The organism is Paenibacillus sp. JT31N17 (assembly GCF_056269255.1).
On sequence record NZ_JBWDNP010000001.1, the window covers coordinates 652,821 to 671,902 of the forward strand.

19 protein-coding genes are annotated in these 19,082 nt (G+C 49.6%); 16 read left to right on the forward strand and 3 right to left on the reverse strand.

Annotated elements, in window-relative coordinates; all coding sequences use genetic code 11:
- Nucleotides 1-120 precede the first annotated feature (120 nt).
- From AC0YOB_RS02775 to AC0YOB_RS02835, 13 genes are all read left to right on the forward strand, one after another.
- The gene (locus AC0YOB_RS02775) at nucleotides 121-570 is read left to right on the forward strand and encodes a YdeI/OmpD-associated family protein (protein ID WP_475791447.1); all 450 of its coding nucleotides are present in this window, start codon (nucleotides 121-123) and stop codon (nucleotides 568-570) included.
- 42 nt (nucleotides 571-612) lie between these two features.
- Nucleotides 613-774, forward strand: a complete 162-nt coding sequence (locus AC0YOB_RS02780; protein WP_475791448.1) for an MOSC N-terminal beta barrel domain-containing protein — start codon at nucleotides 613-615, stop codon at nucleotides 772-774.
- A gap of 81 nt (nucleotides 775-855) precedes the next feature.
- Entirely contained in the window at nucleotides 856-1,359 is a 504-nt protein-coding gene (locus tag AC0YOB_RS02785; protein ID WP_475791449.1) for an MOSC domain-containing protein, read from the forward strand.
- Between the two features lie 145 nt (nucleotides 1,360-1,504).
- Nucleotides 1,505-3,340: an assimilatory sulfite reductase (NADPH) flavoprotein subunit gene (locus AC0YOB_RS02790; protein WP_475791450.1), complete on the forward strand. Its 1,836-nt coding sequence runs from the start codon at nucleotides 1,505-1,507 to the stop codon at nucleotides 3,338-3,340.
- A gap of 36 nt (nucleotides 3,341-3,376) precedes the next feature.
- The gene (cysI, locus tag AC0YOB_RS02795; RefSeq protein ID WP_475791451.1) at nucleotides 3,377-5,101 is read left to right on the forward strand and encodes an assimilatory sulfite reductase (NADPH) hemoprotein subunit; all 1,725 of its coding nucleotides are present in this window, start codon (nucleotides 3,377-3,379) and stop codon (nucleotides 5,099-5,101) included.
- 373 nt (nucleotides 5,102-5,474) lie between these two features.
- Nucleotides 5,475-6,173 carry an MgtC/SapB family protein gene (locus tag AC0YOB_RS02800; RefSeq protein WP_210044044.1) on the forward strand — a complete coding sequence of 233 codons (699 nt, stop codon included), beginning with the start codon at nucleotides 5,475-5,477 and terminating at the stop codon, nucleotides 6,171-6,173.
- A 118-nt stretch (nucleotides 6,174-6,291) separates the two neighbouring features.
- Nucleotides 6,292-6,924 (forward strand): spore coat protein, encoded by a 633-nt coding sequence (locus AC0YOB_RS02805; protein ID WP_475791452.1) that lies wholly within the window; start codon nucleotides 6,292-6,294, stop codon nucleotides 6,922-6,924.
- A 160-nt stretch (nucleotides 6,925-7,084) separates the two neighbouring features.
- The gene (locus AC0YOB_RS02810; protein WP_475791453.1) at nucleotides 7,085-8,758 is read left to right on the forward strand and encodes a ribonuclease J; all 1,674 of its coding nucleotides are present in this window, start codon (nucleotides 7,085-7,087) and stop codon (nucleotides 8,756-8,758) included.
- A gap of 183 nt (nucleotides 8,759-8,941) precedes the next feature.
- Entirely contained in the window at nucleotides 8,942-9,127 is a 186-nt protein-coding gene (locus AC0YOB_RS02815) for a DUF2524 domain-containing protein (protein WP_379112647.1), read from the forward strand.
- A gap of 99 nt (nucleotides 9,128-9,226) precedes the next feature.
- Complete coding sequence (locus AC0YOB_RS02820) at nucleotides 9,227-9,808, forward strand: TetR/AcrR family transcriptional regulator (protein ID WP_475791454.1); 582 nt, start codon at nucleotides 9,227-9,229, stop codon at nucleotides 9,806-9,808.
- Nucleotides 9,809-9,913: 105 nt separating this feature from the next.
- On the forward strand, nucleotides 9,914-11,008 hold the full coding sequence (locus tag AC0YOB_RS02825) for an oxidoreductase (protein ID WP_475791455.1): 1,095 nt from the start codon (nucleotides 9,914-9,916) through the stop codon (nucleotides 11,006-11,008).
- 158 nt (nucleotides 11,009-11,166) lie between these two features.
- Nucleotides 11,167-11,574 (forward strand): MerR family transcriptional regulator, encoded by a 408-nt coding sequence (locus AC0YOB_RS02830; RefSeq protein WP_475791456.1) that lies wholly within the window; start codon nucleotides 11,167-11,169, stop codon nucleotides 11,572-11,574.
- A gap of 143 nt (nucleotides 11,575-11,717) precedes the next feature.
- On the forward strand, nucleotides 11,718-12,125 hold the full coding sequence (locus tag AC0YOB_RS02835; protein ID WP_475791457.1) for a nuclear transport factor 2 family protein: 408 nt from the start codon (nucleotides 11,718-11,720) through the stop codon (nucleotides 12,123-12,125).
- A 58-nt stretch (nucleotides 12,126-12,183) separates the two neighbouring features.
- On the opposite strand, the gene AC0YOB_RS02840 is transcribed toward AC0YOB_RS02835, so the two are convergent.
- On the reverse strand, nucleotides 12,184-13,350 hold the full coding sequence (locus tag AC0YOB_RS02840; RefSeq protein ID WP_475791458.1) for an MFS transporter: 1,167 nt from the start codon (nucleotides 13,348-13,350) through the stop codon (nucleotides 12,184-12,186).
- A gap of 273 nt (nucleotides 13,351-13,623) precedes the next feature.
- A complete protein-coding gene (locus AC0YOB_RS02845) occupies nucleotides 13,624-13,998 on the reverse strand; it encodes a winged helix-turn-helix transcriptional regulator (RefSeq protein ID WP_210043895.1) in 375 nt (124 codons plus the stop codon).
- A gap of 308 nt (nucleotides 13,999-14,306) precedes the next feature.
- On the opposite strand from AC0YOB_RS02845, the gene AC0YOB_RS02850 reads away from it, so the two are divergent.
- Complete coding sequence (locus tag AC0YOB_RS02850) at nucleotides 14,307-15,410, forward strand: DNA alkylation repair protein (RefSeq protein ID WP_475791459.1); 1,104 nt, start codon at nucleotides 14,307-14,309, stop codon at nucleotides 15,408-15,410.
- Between the two features lie 60 nt (nucleotides 15,411-15,470).
- Here the strand turns inward: AC0YOB_RS02850 and AC0YOB_RS02855 are convergent, their stop codons facing one another.
- A complete protein-coding gene (locus AC0YOB_RS02855; protein WP_475791460.1) occupies nucleotides 15,471-16,349 on the reverse strand; it encodes a GNAT family N-acetyltransferase in 879 nt (292 codons plus the stop codon).
- A 660-nt stretch (nucleotides 16,350-17,009) separates the two neighbouring features.
- Between AC0YOB_RS02855 and AC0YOB_RS02860 the strand changes: the two genes are divergently transcribed.
- Nucleotides 17,010-18,083: an ABC transporter substrate-binding protein gene (locus AC0YOB_RS02860; protein ID WP_475791461.1), complete on the forward strand. Its 1,074-nt coding sequence runs from the start codon at nucleotides 17,010-17,012 to the stop codon at nucleotides 18,081-18,083.
- 15 nt (nucleotides 18,084-18,098) lie between these two features.
- The gene (locus AC0YOB_RS02865; RefSeq protein ID WP_475791462.1) at nucleotides 18,099-19,064 is read left to right on the forward strand and encodes an NHLP bacteriocin system secretion protein; all 966 of its coding nucleotides are present in this window, start codon (nucleotides 18,099-18,101) and stop codon (nucleotides 19,062-19,064) included.
- Nucleotides 19,065-19,082 lie beyond the last annotated feature (18 nt).

Sequence of the window (19,082 nt, forward strand, 5' to 3'; positions counted from 1 at the left end):
CGATATCGCTGGACAGGATAATCGCCATTATTCACGAATAATGACAAAATAGGGTTTGGATTTTAGCTTTGTTCCGTGTTCAACCGTTCCACGATGACCAGAATGCGGGGGCAATCCAGAATGGCTGTAACGTTTAACACCATTATAATGAAAGCGGAAGGGAAGAACGCTACCGGAATTCAGGTGCCTGCGGAAGCAGTAGCTGCGCTTGGCAAGAAGATGAAACCTAGTGTTACAGTCAGTTTGAATGGCTATACCTATCGCAGTACTGTCGCGGTTTACGGCAGTGAGTTCTTTCTCCCCTTGAACGCGGTTCACAGGGAAGCGGCGGGAGTAGCTGCCGGCGACAGGGTAGAAGTGACCCTTGAGCTTGATTTGGAGCCTCGGACCGTCGAGGTTCCGCATGATCTCACAGCGGCGCTGTCAGCCCAGACCGGAGCGGTGGAGGTCTTCAATGCCTTGTCATACTCGAAACGCAAAGAATTTGTCAGGCAGGTGGAGGATGCCAAAACGCAGGAAACCCGTGAACGGCGGATCGCCGGCATTGTTGAGAAAATAATTGTTTCCTGAGGTTTGCATATACGATCGCGCGAGCAGAGAGAGGCGAGAAAAATGAACCGGCAGTCTATCGGGCATGTCACACAGATCACAAGATATCCGGTAAAATCGATGGCCGGCGAGCATCTGAATCACACGCATATTGCAGCTTACGGATTGTATGGCGATCGGAGCCATGCTTTTATTGATGATTCCAAGGTAGTCTGGGACAGGTAGTTTCACTGCACGGCAGCTCTCCGTTTTGTTGGGATACAAAGCAAATTTACAGCAAGCACCGCGCAGGACGAATTTCCTCCATTGCGGATAACCTCGCCCGACGGCTGTAAATTCAGCTGGGATGGCCAATTGCTGCAAGAGATCCAAAGCGTCTCCAGACCCGGATTATCCATGATTCGTCATAAACCGGACAGCCGGGAACTGCTGGCATTGGACACGGGCGGAATTTTAATCATCACGGACCGCACTCTGCGTAAGCTGGGGAAGCTGCTGGGCAAGGAGCTGGATCCGCGGCGGTTCAGAGCCAATCTGATAATCTCCTTAAATGATGAAAGCTGCCGGGATGATGCATCCTTGACAGGCAAACATTTGTCAGTGGGGAGCGCCGTTCTGGAGGTCGCTCAAGAATGCGAGCGTTGTTCCGTGATCACCATTGATCCCGACACTTACGAACGGGAAGCCCGGATTCTAAAGACAGTGAAAGAAGAGATGAACCTGAAATTCGGCGTGTACGCGTCGGTCGTTCAGACTGGCGGGGCAAGTAGAGGCGATAACGGTGTACATTTCAGGGTGAAATTGTCATAAATTCATGCTTTATCAGGATAGCTGATAGAAGTTATAAGATCATTCTTGTTGACCACGTCTTCCCGCTCTGATAAGTTCAAGAGAGCGAAAATTGCTTCAGATACGATAATAAGAATATCATTGCATGCTAACGGGGTGGAAATGGGTGGAATTTCAAGTATTTAACAGTCCTTTTAATGAGGAACAGGCAGAGCTGCTCAATCGATTGCTGCCTTCGCTGACAGAATCACAACGGATCTGGCTGAGCGGTTATCTGGCGGCTTCTTCTCAGACAGCAGCAGCAGTTGCGGTGCCGGCAGCAGTACCGACAGCAGCTTTGACAGCGATTGCAGCGCCGGTCGCCGCCAGGGAGGTAACCGTGCTTTTCGGGTCTCAAACCGGGAACTGCAATGGACTTGCCAAGAAATTGTCCAAGAAGCTGGAAGAGCAGGGCCTCACGGTCTCACTCTCCTCCATGGCGGATTTCAAGCCGAATAACCTGAAGAAGGTCCAGGACCTGCTTCTGTTGGTGAGTACCCATGGGGAAGGAGATCCGCCGGATAACGCAATTTCTTTCTATGAATTCCTTCACAGCAAGAGAGCGCCGCAGCTGGAGGATCTGCGTTACTCCGTGCTTGCTTTGGGAGATACCTCGTATGAGTTTTTCTGTCAAACAGGAAAGGATCTCGATGCGCGTCTGGAAGAGCTGGGCGGCAAGCGAATTATCCCCCGTGTCGACTGCGATGTGGATTTTGACGAGCCTGCTGCAGAATGGATCAGTAATGTTCTGGGATCCCTGAGCACGGCTTCTGCAGCACCTGCATCTGCAGCTAGTGGAGCTGCGACGGTTGTGAGCGTAACCGAATCGGAATCCGAATACTCCAGGACGAATCCATTCCAGGCCGAGGTTCTTGAGAATCTGAATTTGAACGGGCGCGGATCGGATCGTGAAACACGACATCTCGAGATCTCCCTTGAAGGATCAAATCTGCAGTATGAACCGGGCGACAGCCTGGGCATCTTTCCGGAGAACCATCCCCGCCTTGTGGACGAGTTGATCGGATTCATGGGCTGGAATGCGGATGAATCCGTGGCAATCAACAAGAGCGGCGAGACACGGTCATTGCGTGAAGCACTGCTCCGGCATTTTGAAATAACCGTTCTGACGAAGCCGCTGTTCGAGCAGCTGGCTAATTTGCCTTCAGGCAGCGTGATGAGAGAGCTTCTGGCTGCGGGACGCGAGCAGGAGCTTCGGGCTTATCTGAACGACAAGGATCTATTGGATCTGGTGCAGGATTATTCCCTTGCGGGTGTGCCTGCGGGCGAGTTGGTATCCCATTTGCGGAAGATTCCCGGCCGCTTGTACTCGATTGCCAGCAGTCCGAAAGCTTTCCCGGATGAAGTGCATGTTACCGTCCGGACGGTCCGTTACGAGGCACAGGGCCGCGACCGCTACGGCGTTTGCTCCGTTCAGCTTGCGGAGCGTGTACAGCCCGGCGATACGCTTCCGGTCTACATTCAGCATAATTCGAACTTCAAGCTTCCCGAGAATCCGGCTACTCCAATCATTATGATTGGACCGGGTACGGGCGTCGCTCCGTTCAGAGCCTTCCTGGGCGAACGGGAAGAGACGGGCGCTGAAGGGGAATCCTGGTTGTTCTATGGCGATCAGCATTTCTCCACAGATTTCCTGTATCAGATTGAATGGCAGCGCTGGCTCAAGGACGGCGTGCTGACACGGCTGGATGTCGCGTTCTCGCGGGATACGGACAAGAAAGTGTATGTCCAGCACCGCATGCTCGAGAAGAGCCGCGAATTCTATGAGTGGCTCCAGAAGGGAGCTTGCATATACGTCTGCGGCGACGAGAAGAAAATGGCCCATGACGTTCATGCGGCTCTGGCGACTATTCTTGAGCAGGAGGGCGGCATGAGCCCTGAGGAAGCTTCCGATTATTTGATTCAATTGCAGCAGCAGAAACGTTATCAGCGGGATGTTTACTAGGATGCGCCCCGAAGATTGCGAGAGGAGATAGCAAGTATGGCACAAAATCAACTTCTTCACCCGCAGAATGCGCCGCACAGCGATGTTGAGGACATCAAGCGCCGGAGCAATTATTTGCGGGGAAGCCTTGAAGAGACTTTGGAAAATGTCATTACGGGTTCCATTCCCGAAGACGATAACCGATTGATGAAATTCCATGGCAGCTACATGCAGGATGACCGGGATCTGCGCAATGAGCGGCAGAAACAAAAGCTGGAGCCTGCCTATCAGTTCATGCTGCGCGTACGCGCGGCCGGAGGTGTCGTCACACCGGAGCAGTGGCTGATGATGGACCGCATCGCAACGAAGAATGCCAATGGAACGATCCGGCTGACGACACGCCAGTCCTTTCAGCTCCACGGGGTAATCAAGTGGAATATGAAGCAGACCATCCGGGAAGTGAACGATGCGCTGCTAACGACGCTTGCCGCGTGCGGCGACGTCAACCGCAACGTGATGTGCAATCCGAACCCGTACCAATCGGAGGTTCATTCCGAGGTGTACGAGTGGGCCAGCAGAGTCAGCAATCATCTTGATCCGAAGACAAGAGCCTATCATGAAATTTGGCTTGATGGCGAGAAAATACTGGACAGCCAAAATGACGGGGAAGAAGTAGAGCCGATCTACGGACCGGTTTACCTGCCGCGCAAGTTTAAAATTGGTATGGCTGTTCCTCCATCCAATGACGTTGATGTGTTTTCCCAGGATTTGGGTTTTATCGCTATTATTGAAGATGGAAAGCTGAAGGGCTTTAATGTGTCGGTAGGCGGCGGAATGGGAATGACGCATGGCGATTCCAAAACGTATCCGCAGGTTTCCAAAGTGATCGGGTTCTGTACACCGGAGCAAATCATCGATGTAGCCGAGAAAACGGTAATGATTCAACGGGATTACGGCGATCGTGCGGTCCGGAAGCATGCACGTTTCAAATATACGATCGACGACCGCGGGATCGAATGGTTTATTAATGAATTAAGCGACCGGATGGGCTGGAAGCTTGAGGCAGCGCGTCCTTACCATTTTGACAGCAATGGCGACCGCTATGGCTGGGTAAAGGGAAATAACGGAAAATGGCATTTTACCCTGTTTGTCCAGAACGGCCGCGTCAAAGACGAAGCGGGCTATCCTCTGATGACAGGTTTAAGGGAAATCGCGAAGGTTCATACAGGCGACTACCGGCTTACGCCGAACCAGAATCTGATCATCGGCAATGTAACCAGCCATAAGAAGAAAAAAATCGAAGGTTTGATCAAGGAGTACGGACTTACCGATGGAGCCCATCATTCCGCACTGCGCAGAAGCTCCATGGCCTGCGTGGCGCTGCCGACCTGCGGACTGGCAATGGCCGAATCGGAGCGATATCTTCCTTCGCTGATTGATAAAATGGAGCCGATGCTTGAGGAAGCTGGACTGCGCGACGAAGAAATCGTCATCCGCATGACCGGCTGCCCTAATGGATGCGCAAGGCCAATGCTTGCGGAAATCGCGTTCATCGGCAAAGCACCCGGCAAATACAATATGTATTTGGGGGGCGGCTTTACAGGCAATCGTCTGAACAAGCTGTACAAGGAAAACATCGGGGAAGAGGAGATTCTCGGTACTCTCCAGCCGATTGTGACGCGGTATGCAAACGAAAGGCAAAAAGGCGAGCACTTCGGTGATTTTGTCATTCGCGCCGGCTTTGTGAAAGAGGTTCTGGACGGACAGGATTTTCACTCGTAAGAGGTGCCTGCGCCGTACAATAGGTTTCAAGGCAGCAGAACGACCGCTTGAAAGGGCGGTCATTCTGCTGTTTCTATTTGCATACAGTCAGCTGTCGATGGATTCGTGCCGCTGAGGAGATTGACGGGAAACACCAGCTAGTGGAAATTAAAGGACTGCCTCCGCATACAATCTACTATAGCCGCAGTTCAAGGAATGATATACAAAAAAATGGAAATAGATTGGATGCCCTGCCTGGAATGAACGACACAACCAGTGAAGTATTCCGGTTATGTCGGACGTTGATGCCGCAATCGCACATTCTGTTGCCAGGAAAGTCCCTCTGTCATTTTCTTTTATCCGAAATAATTGTAAAGGAGGGATTGCTGTTACTATTCCTTTAGATTTCTTTCTGAAAGTAACCTTTGCCTTATTTCTGGGGTTGCTGATTGGCATTGACCGTCAGTTAAAGCATAAGCCCCTTGGCTTGAAAACCTGTATGGTCATATCAGTGGCCAGCTGCCTGGTTACGGTGATCTCCATTGAGTCGATCGAAAAGTTCGGTGATCTCCTCACGACAAATCGTGATCCCATGCGGTTAGCAGCTCAAATTGTCAGCGGGGTCGGTTTCCTTGGCGCAGGCGTTATTCTAAGAAGAAACAATGATGTAATCTCGGGATTGACCTCCGCGGCGATGATTTGGGCGGCATCCGGAATCGGCATAGCGGTTGGGGCAGGATTTTATTGGGAGGCTTCCTATTCTGTTCTGATTATTATCCTTGCGGTTAACGTATTGCCCTTCCTGATCCGGCGCATCGGACCTGAAAAATTAAGTCAAAAGGATATTTCCGTCAAGCTTATCGTGAATCCGACCTGCGATTTGACGCAAATCATTAAAAATCTCGAAAGTGAACGTGAGCTGACAGGAAAAAAAGGCGTGGATATCCGTGAGATTAAACTCAAGGATCTTGAATCCGGCAACCGGCAAATCGGTTTGATTCTATCCGCAACCCATAAACATTATGTTACCGATGTATACAATCTGGTGAAGCTGACGGATAACGTCATTACGGTCGAAATCGAGGAATTATAACCTGAATCAGAGGCCGGCGCTTTGCTTGCAAACTGCATCAGTTGCATAAATTCTCCCTCAACCCTGCATATTAAAGTAGGTTGCCCAAAATGTTTTTACACCAAAGGAGAATATGACGATGCAGCAGCAAATACCATCAAATAATCGTTCGCAGAACGGATTAAACATGAATCATGGAGGTCATGAACTGCTTGATGTGCATCAGGTGTTGTCCTGTGCCGTCAATACGTTGGATCAGTTCATGATTTTCAGGCAATTCGTTCAGGATCAGGAGCTTTTGGACATTCTGGACCGGCAGTATAATTTCATGCTCTCCCAGTACAATCTGACGGCCGAATGCTTTAAGACCGGACAGGAGCCAAGCCAGAAAACAGCTACTTACATGATCAAACAAGTAACACAGCCGGTATACGGCATCAAACAGACCCAGCCGACAAAACCGAATCAATCCCTTGCTGACGTAAAGGATGCAGGCATATGCGATTATATGCAGGGGCTGGTTAAATCCCATGCTTCATTATTGACCATGTCAGCGGCAGAAGTTACAAATCCTGTCGTTCGCCGCGTGTTGGCATCTCAAATACAGCAGTTCATCGAAATGTCCTACGAGATTTTCATGTATCAAAACAAACATGGCTACTACCAGGTGCCGCAGTTTGATGCTGCCGATATGCAAAAGATGCTGAATATGTACGCACCGGCAGCCGGAACGCCGCAAATGCCGGAACCTAACAAAGCGGCATTGCACTAACCCTCCTTCAATAAATGCTTCCAAGAGCGCTCGGATATGCAGATGCATACCGGGCGCTTTTTATTTAGTAAAATCCATTTGGAAGAATTATAACCGGGCGGCGGATAGTTGCATCTGCCCCGAACCATAATAAATGACAGCAATGTGAGGAGGTTCAACCATGAATAGTACCATTAATAAATTAACTATAGCCGCATTAGGCGGTGTCAACGAAATCGGGAAAAATATGTACATACTGCAATATGATGATGATATTATTGCCATCGATTGCGGCTCCAAATTTCCGGATGAGAGCTTCTTGGGCATTGACCTGATCGTACCGGATGTAACGTATTTGCTCGCAAACAAGGATAAGGTACGGGCATTAGTCGTAACACACGGGCATGAGGATCATATTGGCGGAATTCCTTATTTGCTGAAGCAGCTTAATATTCCGGTTTACGCTACGAAGCTGACCGTTGGCCTTATCGAAGTGAAACTAAAGGAATACGGGATTCTGAATGAAGCCCGTCTCAACATCATTGACGCGCAATCCAGACTGGATTTGGGAAGCATCCAGGCTTCCTTCTTCAACACCAATCACAGCATACCCGATTGCCTGGGTATTGCTTTTCATACACCTGAAGGAACGATGGTGCACACCGGCGATTTCAAATTCGATATGTCTCCTGTGAATAAACAATATCCTGATCTTCATCGGATGGCGGAGATAGGCAATAATGGCGTGTTGGTGTTACTGTCTGAAAGCACGAATGCCGAGCGCCCCGGATTCACTCCATCTGAGCGTCTGGTTGGGGAACATATTACAGAAGCCTTCAGTAAAGCCGAGCAAAAGGTATTTATCTCCACCTTTGCCTCCAATGTGCACCGCGTCCAGCAAATTATAGAAGCTTGCATTAATACAGGCCGGAAGCTAGTCCTGCTGGGCCGCAGTATGGTGAATGTGACGACGGTGGCGAATGAACTGGGGTACTTGAATATTCCGGAAGGTTTATTGATAGAGGCAGCGGATACAGACCGCTTCCCGCCCGGGAACATTGCCGTTCTGTGTACGGGCAGCCAAGGCGAACCGATGGCTGTTCTTTCACGATTAGCCAGTTCGACCCATCGGGAAATCGAGGTCATGCCCGGTGATACGGTTATTATTGCGGCAACGGCGATTCCAGGAAATGAACGTAACGTTGCGCGCATTATTGATAATCTATACTTGCTCGGGGCGAATGTCATCTATGGCTCAGGGAGTGCGACAGGCATGCATGTATCCGGGCATGGCAGCCAGGAAGAGTTGAAGCTCATGCTGACATTAATGAAGCCCAAATATTTTATCCCGGTTCACGGTGAATTCCGGATGCTGTATCAGCATCGGCTTCTTGCCGAATCTGTAGGTGTTGACCGCGAGAACATCTTTATTGTTAACAATGGGGATCTTGTTGAATTTCGGGGGAATGCGGCACATAAAACCGGAAAAATACCAGCCGGGAATCTTCTTGTTGACGGATTAGGAATTGGCGACATCGGAAATATTGTACTGCGGGACAGAAAGCAGCTCTCCGCCGATGGCATTCTTGTCATCGTGATAACGCTCAGTAAAACAGAAGGGCATATTCTCTCTGGTCCGGATATCATAAGCAGGGGATTTGTTTATGTTCGGGATTCCGAGAAGCTCATGCAGGACATTAACCAGCTCGTACTTACGACCATTGATAAGCTCAAGGAAGAAAATATAAGCAGGTGGAGCATTATGAAACAAACTTTGCGTGATTCCATGGGAAGGTTTATATTTGCCCAAACCAAGAGAAGACCCATGATCCTCCCGATTATTATTGAGGTCTAAAGCTCAGGTGAATAAAAAGAACTCAATCTTCGGAAAATAACCGGGGCAGATATGAAGGGAGGGATCTGTAATGGCTAAACAACAAGGGCATGCCGCACAAAACACAACAACCCGCACATCCGATAAAAAGGGAAACAAAGACAAAAAAGGCGGAGACAAATAGACCGGGAAGGGGGACTCCACTTGCTTAATCAGCTGGAAAGCAACTATGATTGCTCGAATGCAGGCGAGGATCTGCATCAATTAAAGCAGGAATTGGAACAATTGATGTCCAAGAGCAGCAGCGAACACTCAACCGAGGAAAAGGAAACGTTAAACCGGCTTCAAAACCAAATACATTTTATCCATAACAAATGCGATATTCGTTAATTGAACTGAAATAATTGTAAGCCGGCCTTTGAGGTCGGCTTTTTATAAGCTGAAATTTAGATATTGACTACATAGTCAAGAATGTGATAGGATCACGTCATGAGCAGACCAAGAGAATTTGACGTTGATAAGGTTTTGAGTCAGTCGATGGAGGTTTTTTGGACCAAAGGCTATAAAGCGACCTCTTTCGAGGATCTGACGAACAAAACCAATGTGAAGAAACAGAGTCTTTATGGCGTATTTGAGGACAAACGCTCGCTTTTTTTAAAGGCACTCGCTCTTTATCGGACCCAAAGCCTCTCGCAGCTTAGAGAAATGATCGACCAAGGCGGTTCGCCTACCCGTATTCTGGACGCTCTGCAGTCAGCATCGCTTTGTTCCTCAAGCGAGGAGGCTCATAAAGGCTGTCTCATGGTTAACTCTGCTATGGAGTTTGGCATGGATGATCGGGAAGTTGCGAATGAGTTCGATCTTATGTTCAGTGAAGTACGGCTTGTTCTTGAGGAGGTCATTCGAAACGGACAAGCCGCAGGAGAAATCACGAACCGGTTTACAAGTCAGGAATTAGCGGCCTACCTGACCAATACTTTGCGCGGCATCCGAATACTAGAGAAAACAGGCGCGCCTGCGGATCAGATCGAAATGGTGCTGAACACGGCATTCGATTTAATTAAAAACTAATTTTTTTTGTCTGATTTTTGACTTCGTAGTCAAAAATTTTTTGTTCAATTATTGACTTCGCAGTCAATAAAAATTCTAATAACCATACTAGAGGAGCTGTTCGTCATGACTACTTTTCCCAAAATCTTGTCCACGTATCAATTAGGCCGCCTCACGCTTAAAAACAGGGTGGTTCTTGCGCCCATGACAAGGGGGTCCGCAGAGTCCGACGGCAGGGCAACGGAAAATATGGCCCGTTATTATGCCCGCTTCGCCTCTGGCGATTTTGGACTTGTTATTACGGAATCCGGCTACATGGATGACACCTTCAGTCAAGGACTGCTGAACCAGCCGGGTATTACGAAGGATTCGCATATCCAGGCTTGGAAGGGCGTTACGGAAGCGGTTCATGCACAAGGAGGGAAAATCATTTTGCAGCTTGCCCATGCCGGTGCGCTGTCCCAAGAGAATCCTAACAGTGGACAAACGGTTGCTCCTTCCGCTTTGAAGCCGGAGGGTGAGAGAAGTCCGCTTTATGGCAAGGGAGGCGAATTTCCGACTGCCAGGGCTTTAGATATTGAAGAAATCAAGGAGCTGATCGGGAACTTTGCGAAAGCTGCTTCGAATGCGGAGAAAGCCGGCTTCGACGGCGTGGAAATTCATTCTGCGAGCGGTTGTCTGCCGGACCAGTTTTTGACCGGATACACGAATCAGCGGACGGACGAATACGGCGGATCCCTGGAGAATCGCCTCCGGTTTCTTATTGAAACTATAGAAGCTGTCAAAGCAGCAACAGGCGAAGATTTTGTTGTCGGTGTCCGCATTTCGCAAGCGAAAGTAAATAATTTTACGTACAAGTGGGAGCATGGGGAAGAGGATGCAAGAGTTATTTTTGAAAGCATCGGAGCAGCCAAAGCCGATTACATCCATACGTATGAATACCGCGCATTGGACCCTGCTTTCGGGGAGTCTGGTCCTACGCTTGCCGAGCTGGCGAAGAAATACGGCAATACTGCTGTCATTGCCAACGGCGGACTCGATCAGCCTGCTGATGCAGCGAAGATGCTGGAGAAGGGCTCCGATCTGATTTCGCTTGCCAAAGCGGCGCTGTCCAACCATGACTGGCCGAAAAAAGTGCAAAACGGGCAGCCAATCGAACCCTTCACGGGTGATGTGCTGACGCCGACTCCGACCCTGAAGGAAAAAGAACTATTGCACTGAAAATAGGAGCATCGCCCTGGTTTCTAGCATTAAAGCCAGAACCTGTATATCTGAAGCGTAAAAGCAGCATGATAAATAATGCTTGCTTTAAAGTCCACTTTAAGGTGTATGGTTAAAGCTCGAGGAATCATTTCTGATGATCAGGGAGGTGTGGAGAGTTGTCATTTTCAATCAAAGAAGCCTCCGAACGGCTTGAGCTTCCTCCTCATACGATCCGTTATTATGAGAAAGAAGGGCTGCTTCCTTTTATACAAAGGGATCAGTACGGGAACCGGCTGTTCGAACAAAAAGACCTGGACTGGATAAACCTGATGACATGCTTCCGTGCGACGGGGATGACGGTAGCGGCCTTGAAACGGATTGTCGATCTTGCAATCATGGGCGAGGAGACGATACCGGAAAGAAAAGCGATATTGGAAAATCATAAGCTGGAGCTTCAGCGAAGACAGCTGGAGCTGGACAGGGCATTTGAAGCGGTTAATCAAAAATTGTCGATCTACAACACCCGCCAAATTCCCGATTCAAGTCCCATGAACGAATTGATTCTGAATCCGCCGAGAAGCTGAAACCAGAAGACCGGATTCCCTTTTATAATGAAGGGAGTCCGGTTTTTTTTCTTGTTTTCTCTAAACAGGACATGAGCTGTCCAGTTCACATGGTACAGTCACTGATGAAACAAAAAACGGTAACCAGAAAGCGGGAATTTACGATGACTGACCGACAGGAAAAATTTGGAGTTACCCGAAGCAGCAGGGCTTTTCAAGCTTTTCGCCATGCAATCGAGGAGGGATCGCTGACAGAATTTCTTTTGATGGCTTCCGATGATTTGCGCTTCGCCGTTCCAATGCCCTTCGTCGAATGGAAGGGCATGCAGTACGGCAAGAAACGATTTGAAGAATTGGTACTTATAGAGCGTGAAGCCTTGGCTGTCCGGTTAACGTCCTTGCTGGAGCTCGAGGATGCCAATCATGGGATCGTGGTATTCAGCTCGGAAGGAACGTTGAACGGCGCACCCTACAGCAATGAGCTGACGATTGTTTTTGAATTCGAGAATGAAAGGATTCGCTCATTCCGTGAATATGTCGGATCGACACAATATATGCTGTCCGCTGAATGATATAAGAATGGGATGAATCAACACAAGGAATATTATATTGCATATCGCATTTTTCTCCTCAGGCTGCGACAGCCTGGGGCTTCCTGCTCTTTCGGAAAGAAACGGCGGCTGCGGCGAAGGACAAAAGCAGCGCAATGCTGGCGACCCACGGATTGTACAAGACGGTCGAATTCAAGGTGACAGCCATACCGCCGACTCCCGCACCGGCTGCCAAACCGACCTGCGTCACGGAGGTGTTCAGGCTGATGATGAGATTGGCCGATTGCGGGGCCTTCTCGATGAAGTAGGTCTGAGTAGCAGGGCCCATAATAAACATGGACATCACCCACAGGGAAAGGAGCATCATGGCAAGAGGAAATGAATGAACGGCCAGCGGCAGCAAAGCCAGAGTCAGGACATGACCGGTCAAGCTGATGAAGATGATCCTTACGCTTCCCCATTTATCAATAGCGGAGCCGCCCAGCCGTGAACCCAAAGCACCGGCAATTCCGAAGGTGAGCATGATGAATCCGATATCCGAAGCGCTGCGCTGCAGGATTGTTCCGAGAAAAGAGGTTACATACGTAAACATGACGGAGTTGCCGATTTCCCTGAACAGGACGAGCAGCAGCGCCGACAAAATGACCGGATTCGCAAGCACCGCGAACTGCTGCTTGAATGCTGCGGGAGCATCGCCTTCTATCTCCGGCAGCAGGAGGGCCATGCCAATCAGAATGATGAGACTGCCGGCGGCGAGGAATAGAAAGATTGTCTGCCAGCTGAACATACCGGTCAGCGCAATCCCTACGGGCACGCCAAGAATCATGGCGCTGCTGAAGCCGAGAATAATGGTGCCGATCGCGCTGCCGATTTTCTCGGGAGGCACCATCTTGGCTGCAGCGCTGAAGGCGGCTACCATCAATACGCCGGAGCTCATGCCCAATATCATGCGGGCAGCCATCAGCAGGATGAAGCCGGAGCTGGCGAACGAGACGAGATTGCCGATAATGAAGACGGATAAGGCAATAAGCAGCAATTTTTTCCGGCCCATTCGCGCCGTCAGAGACACAATAACCGGAGTTCCTATCGCGAATGCAAGCGAATAGGCGGTTATGAGCTGTCCGGCAAGTGCGACAGAGATATGCATCTCTTCAGCCAGCACATTCAGAATGCCCGCCACGACCAATTCTGAAGTAGCCGTGAAGAAGACGGCTATCATTAAAATGTAAATGACAATTCGGTTCATAAACAACCATTCCTTTCCGTTTTCCTGGGCTTCTTTCTTTTTGGAGCCCATTGCGATTATAAAAGCGCTTGGCCGCGTCCGGCTAAGCGGCTTAATCGAATTATAATCAAGCTGATTCCATTAAGTAAGAACGCAAATCATTTGGATGTAATCCATTTATTTGGACCAACTAACCTATTGTATAGTAAGTTGCAAATTGCGCATCCAAGACAAATAACCGCCAAGGGCTAAGAGCCCTGGCGGTTAAACTTGTTATGATCTGGCGCTATGCGATTATGAGGATTGGACGGAAGTCTGGCCTGCTAATGCCGGATTGCCCCATTTTTGGACCCATTTGTCCATTTCCAGCAATGCGGTTTGAAAATCCTTGCCCTTCTCCGTCAGAGAATATTCCACTGTGACAGGTACAGTAGGAAAGACCTTGCGGAGGACAAGACCGTTATTCACGAGGTGGCGGAGCGTATCCGTAAGGGATTGGGTCTTGACGATGGATACATTCCGCTGAAGCTGGTTGAATCGCTGCGGTCCTTTCAGCAGTTCTTCAAGAACAAGGAAAGCCCATTTGGCACCCAGGATCTGCAGAACTTCGCAAATACTGGAGCCGGCGCTCTCCTTGCAGTTGTTGTTCGTGCCGGTTTGTTCGTCCATTACAATGAACCTCCTTATAAAATGACATTGGCGGTAACAGCTGAAGGATATCCGATGCCTATACTATGCATACATTATGGTCCTGTTTCTTTGCTTATGTCAATCCGCGAATGCCCTGTGATGAGCATATGCAGGGAATTGCGATATTCAAAAGTTTGATCCGCTAAATAAATATGACAGACAGTTGGCATATTTAATATGATACGCTGTCTAGAATATCGCATCAGCGAGGCGCGCAAGCACCGGTTTAAAGGCGGCGATTATCGCGGAATCATCGTGGAAGGGTTATAACCAGGAGGAGAGAGAGAATGGCAGAACCTTTAAAAGATATGTATCATGAACAATTTCTGCGTCAATTCGGCGAGAAAGTGCATGCTGTTTATAAGGCATTCAATACGGAGGCATTCGTCGCGGCGGTCATGGAGGATGGCTGGGATGATTTAAAGCTGAAGGAGCGGATCAGGCGGATCTCCACGGTGCTCGGAACATATCTGCCGCCACGGTACGAGGACGCGCTCGACGTTTTGTATGCGATTGACGCGGCCTGCGTCGGCTTCCCTTATTTATTTTTTCCTGATTTCGTGGAAGTGTACGGCCAGTCAGAGAAGCATTGGGGTTTGTCTATGGAGGCGTTGGAGCGCTTTACTTCGAAGTCCTCGGCGGAGTTCGCCGTTCGGTCGTTTATTTTGCGTGAGCCGAAGCGGATGATGCGCCAGATGGAGGAATGGTCCAGGCATCCGAACGCTCATGTCCGGCGGCTTGCCAGCGAAGGCAGCCGCCCCAGGCTGCCGTGGGGACAGGCGCTGCCGCTTTTCAAACGGGACCCTGCTCCATTGCTCCCCGTGCTGGAGCAGCTGAAGGCAGACCCTTCGCTGTATGTGCGCAAGAGCGTCGCCAACAATCTGAATGACATCGCCAAGGATCACCCTTCAATCGTGCTGGATACGGCCCGCCGCTGGCAGGGAGTCCATCCGGATACGGACTGGATCATCAGGCATGCCTGCCGTAATTTGATCCGCAAAGCCGATCCCGAGATCATGGCGCTGTTCGGCTATGCGGAAGCGGGAGAAGAGTCGGCGCTGACAACCTATGCCTCCTTGTCGGCGGAGCCGGATGCGCTGCCGATCGGCGGAAGCTGCGAGCTGAGCTACGAGCTTCATATCCGGCCGGGCGAACCGGTGCGTATTCGCATGGAATACGGAATCGACTTCGTGAAGGCAGGAGGACATACATCCCGCAAGCTATTCCTGCTGTCCGACAAAGTGGTGCCGGGAGGTACAAAGCTTGCAGGCGCCAGGAAGCACCGCTGGGCGGATCTGACGACCCGCCGTCATTATCCGGGCGAGCACCGGATTACGCTGACCTTGAATGGAGTTGAAACAGCATCAACGGTAATCAGGCTGGAAGCTTGATTATGAACGACCTGACAAAGGCTGCCTTTCAACCAGGCAGCCGCATTGCCGGAGCCTCTTTTAGGCATGAGATAATTTGGGCGCGCAGAAATCCTTCATATTATCGAAAGCAGAGACAGGCTTTACGAATAGAATATCTTCCGTTTCATCCATGGGTGTCAATACCGCTTTCGCGGTTAACCGTTCAGGCACGAAATGAAAGCGGATCTCTCTGGTATCCGGATTGGAAATCCGGGAAAGCAGCCGGTCAAAGTCGATGATATCAGAGCTGACAATATCATATAGATGCAGCGCTTCGCCTTTATGCTCGAATACGAGAACGGCATCATCCTCTGGAGAGTAATATAAATGCCCGGCGAAAACATTCAATGCATAAAACATGAATAGCCCCTCGTCATTTATGACGCCAAATTTCCGGGAAACCGGAATCCTGCAGTCGAGCAAGCGTTTTATTAATGCGGTATCTTCCTTCCGTGAACAATCCAGTTTAAGAAGTGAGCCATCCTTTGCCGGCGGGCCGTCCAGCTGCAGGAGGAACTGTGATTCTGCCATTGGCGTGAAGCCAAATCCCGGGTAAAAGTCGAGGACAGATCTGTTTGCAAACAGATACAGAACATCGCAATTATTTTCGTATAACGACAGCACATACCTCATTAACCGGCTGGATAGACCTTTCCCCCGAAAATCCGGATGAGTCATGACGGTACCAATCTGAATGCCTTTCTTATTGACCCCATTGAGAACCAAATCCATCCTGTTGACTGATACATTCGCAATGATCTCACCGTTGTCGTGGAGTATGGAGTGACAAATATACCGATCCCCCCAATATCCCCTCCGGTACCATTCCTCAAAATGAATCCCAAATACAAGCTCCGCTAACCGGTTAAAGCTTGCCCTGTATTTACTTTGATTCTTGAGCATTTGACTATCCAGCATAGGAGTCCTCCTAATGACCGGCAAGCAATCCGTGACCTGCCTGTTTAAAAGGATAGATTGGGCCGTTTGAATTGTCAATCCATAGTCCGGCGGCGGAAAAGGAAGAGCCGGGCATGTTCAGACGAGGTAAAGCTCGGATTATTGACAGGATGTTATCCATCCAAGGAACTGGTCCTTATTTCCTATCTTCTGCCATGAATATTTTCTGCGAAAAATAATTTCTATCTTTCTCAGAAACCGAAAAGGCCTGATGCTGCGCGGTTTCGGGCTTTTTTTTGCTAAAATCTTTCATTATTCTTTTATTGGCCGCTGGTAGACTTAAGTTGGTTGTCATCCTGGTCTCTGTCGGGATAGTAAAAACTAACCAGATCAGCGCAGTTCGACATTTACCCGGGTTCCTTAGTACCGCTATGGTTGCCTCTGCATGAGCTGAAAGAGGACTTGGTCCCGGTTCTCTACCCGTTGATCGACATCGTTTTTGAGATTCGACACATTCCTGACTTAATGCCGTGTTACTTTGAATCCAGCGTCTGTAATTTATACAATAACTGACATAATATCACGACTAAACTATGATACGGGAGCTATACACAAATGAGATTGAGAATGATCATCTTGGCTTCATGCCTGTTTTTGCTGTTAGCAGGGTGCGGAAGTTCCATGAGTATGAGCGCAGATAGAGAAATGAAGCTGGGCAAATCATCGGGTGAAATTGTAGTCGGCGCGGCGTGGCCTTTTGCCGACCGGAACGACGGATTTAAAGAGGGGCTTGAATTGGCTCTGGAGGAAATCAATCAAACCGGGGTAATAGGCTCAAAAATAAAGCTGGAGCAAAAGGATGATCTATCTTCCGTTACGGACGGTCTGACCATTGCCCAAAACTTCTCCAATGATTTGAATGTGACAGCTGTTATCGGCGACCGCAGCTCGGCTGTGACGGTCCCGGCTTCCAAGGTCTATGAACAAGCAGGCGTATTGTTTCTTGCGCCAACGTCGACTTCACCGAAGCTGACAGAGGGCGGGGGCAGCCATATTTTCCGCTTGATTCCGAATGATACACAAATCGGCGCAGAGATGGCGGATTACGCCAACTCCAAAATGTATAAGAACATTGCTGTCTTTTACGCGAATGACGAGTACGGCCGCGGCTTGGCCAATTCTTTTGAAGACAGTGCCAAAATAAGCGATATCCAAATCATAGATCGTGTCTCTGACTATAAGGACATCGATGATCTCCGCAGGCTGGTCAATAAATGGAACGCCTTGGGATGCGATGCCGTCTTTGTGGCGGAAGCGATGCCGGATGGAGCGAATTTCATTCTGGAGCTTCGCAAAGCAGGATTGAATCTGCCGGTAATGGGCGGGGATGCCCTGGATTCGGACAGCTTGATTGAAATAGGTGAAAAAGCTGTAGAAGGGGTCGTTGTCGCATCTATCTTTAACCCCAATGATACGGATCCCAAGATTCGTGATTTTGTTGAAAGCTATAAAAGCAGGTTCGGGGCAGAGCCGAATAAATATGCGGCGCAAGCCTATGACTCTCTGCATCTTCTGGCCGCTGCCATGACGAAGGCTGATTCACGCAAGCCTGCCGATATTGCAGCTGCTTTACGAGAACAGGAAACATGGCCGGGCGTGTCCGGTGATAGATCGTTTGACGCGAACGGTGATGTGAATGATATGCACATTGTGATGAAACAGGTTAAACAAGGACAGTTCGAATACCTGAAATAAAGGAGCAACCCGGGAATGAACAATGACGTTTTTCGCAAGGTATCCATAGAAAGATTATCTTCGCCCGAGCAGCTCGACACTTTAATGAAGGTGACTTCGCCAAAGGGCTGGCTCGCTTTGAGCGCCCTCGGATTGCTGCTGGTCTCCGCGATAGTTTGGGGATTTTACGGAACGTTGAATACCAAGATGCAGGCACAAGGCGTCTTAATCCGGCCAGGAGGGCTGCAAAATATCTATTCCTCGTCGAGCGGCCCCATTACCGATATTCGCGTGGTGGAGAATGATTACGTACATAAGGGTGACGTCATAGCAAGAATCGAACAACCGGCCATGGTACAGCAGCTTGAGCAGCTGGCAGAGAGCCTCAAGGCTGCCGAGCTGGCCAATCAGCGTACGCCGTCAGCGGAATTAGAGGAGCAAATAAACAAGATCCGGAACGGGTTAGCGGCGCTCAAGACGGCCTACTTCAACGAATCGAGAGTCGTAAGTGCTTATACAGGACGGGTCCTGGAAGTAAAAGTCAAGAAGGGCGCTTCAATCGGCGTTGGATTACCGATCATTACGGTCGAATCAGGCGAGGAGCTGGCCAAGGATTTGAAGACAGTCATGTATGTTCCGATCCAGGAAGGGAAGACCATTATTCCAGGGATGACGGTGGATATTTCTCCCAGCTCCGTAAATAAGGAGGAATACGGCTTTTTGATTGGACGCGTAACGTCAGTTTCGGAATTCCCGGTAACGGCGCAGACCATGCTGCTCACTCTCGGGAACGAAGCGCTGGTTCAGGAGCTTGCGGGAAGAGGCTCCGCGCTGCTTGAGGTTCTGGTCGATCTCGTACCGGACCCGTCAACAATAAGCGGCTACAAATGGTCTACGCCCAAAGGTCCGCCGCAGCTGATAGACAGCGGTACCTTTACCTCGGGATCCATAACGATAAAACGGCAAAAACCGATTACATCCGTAATACCCCAGATTAAGTAAGAGATGGAGTTGAGCCAA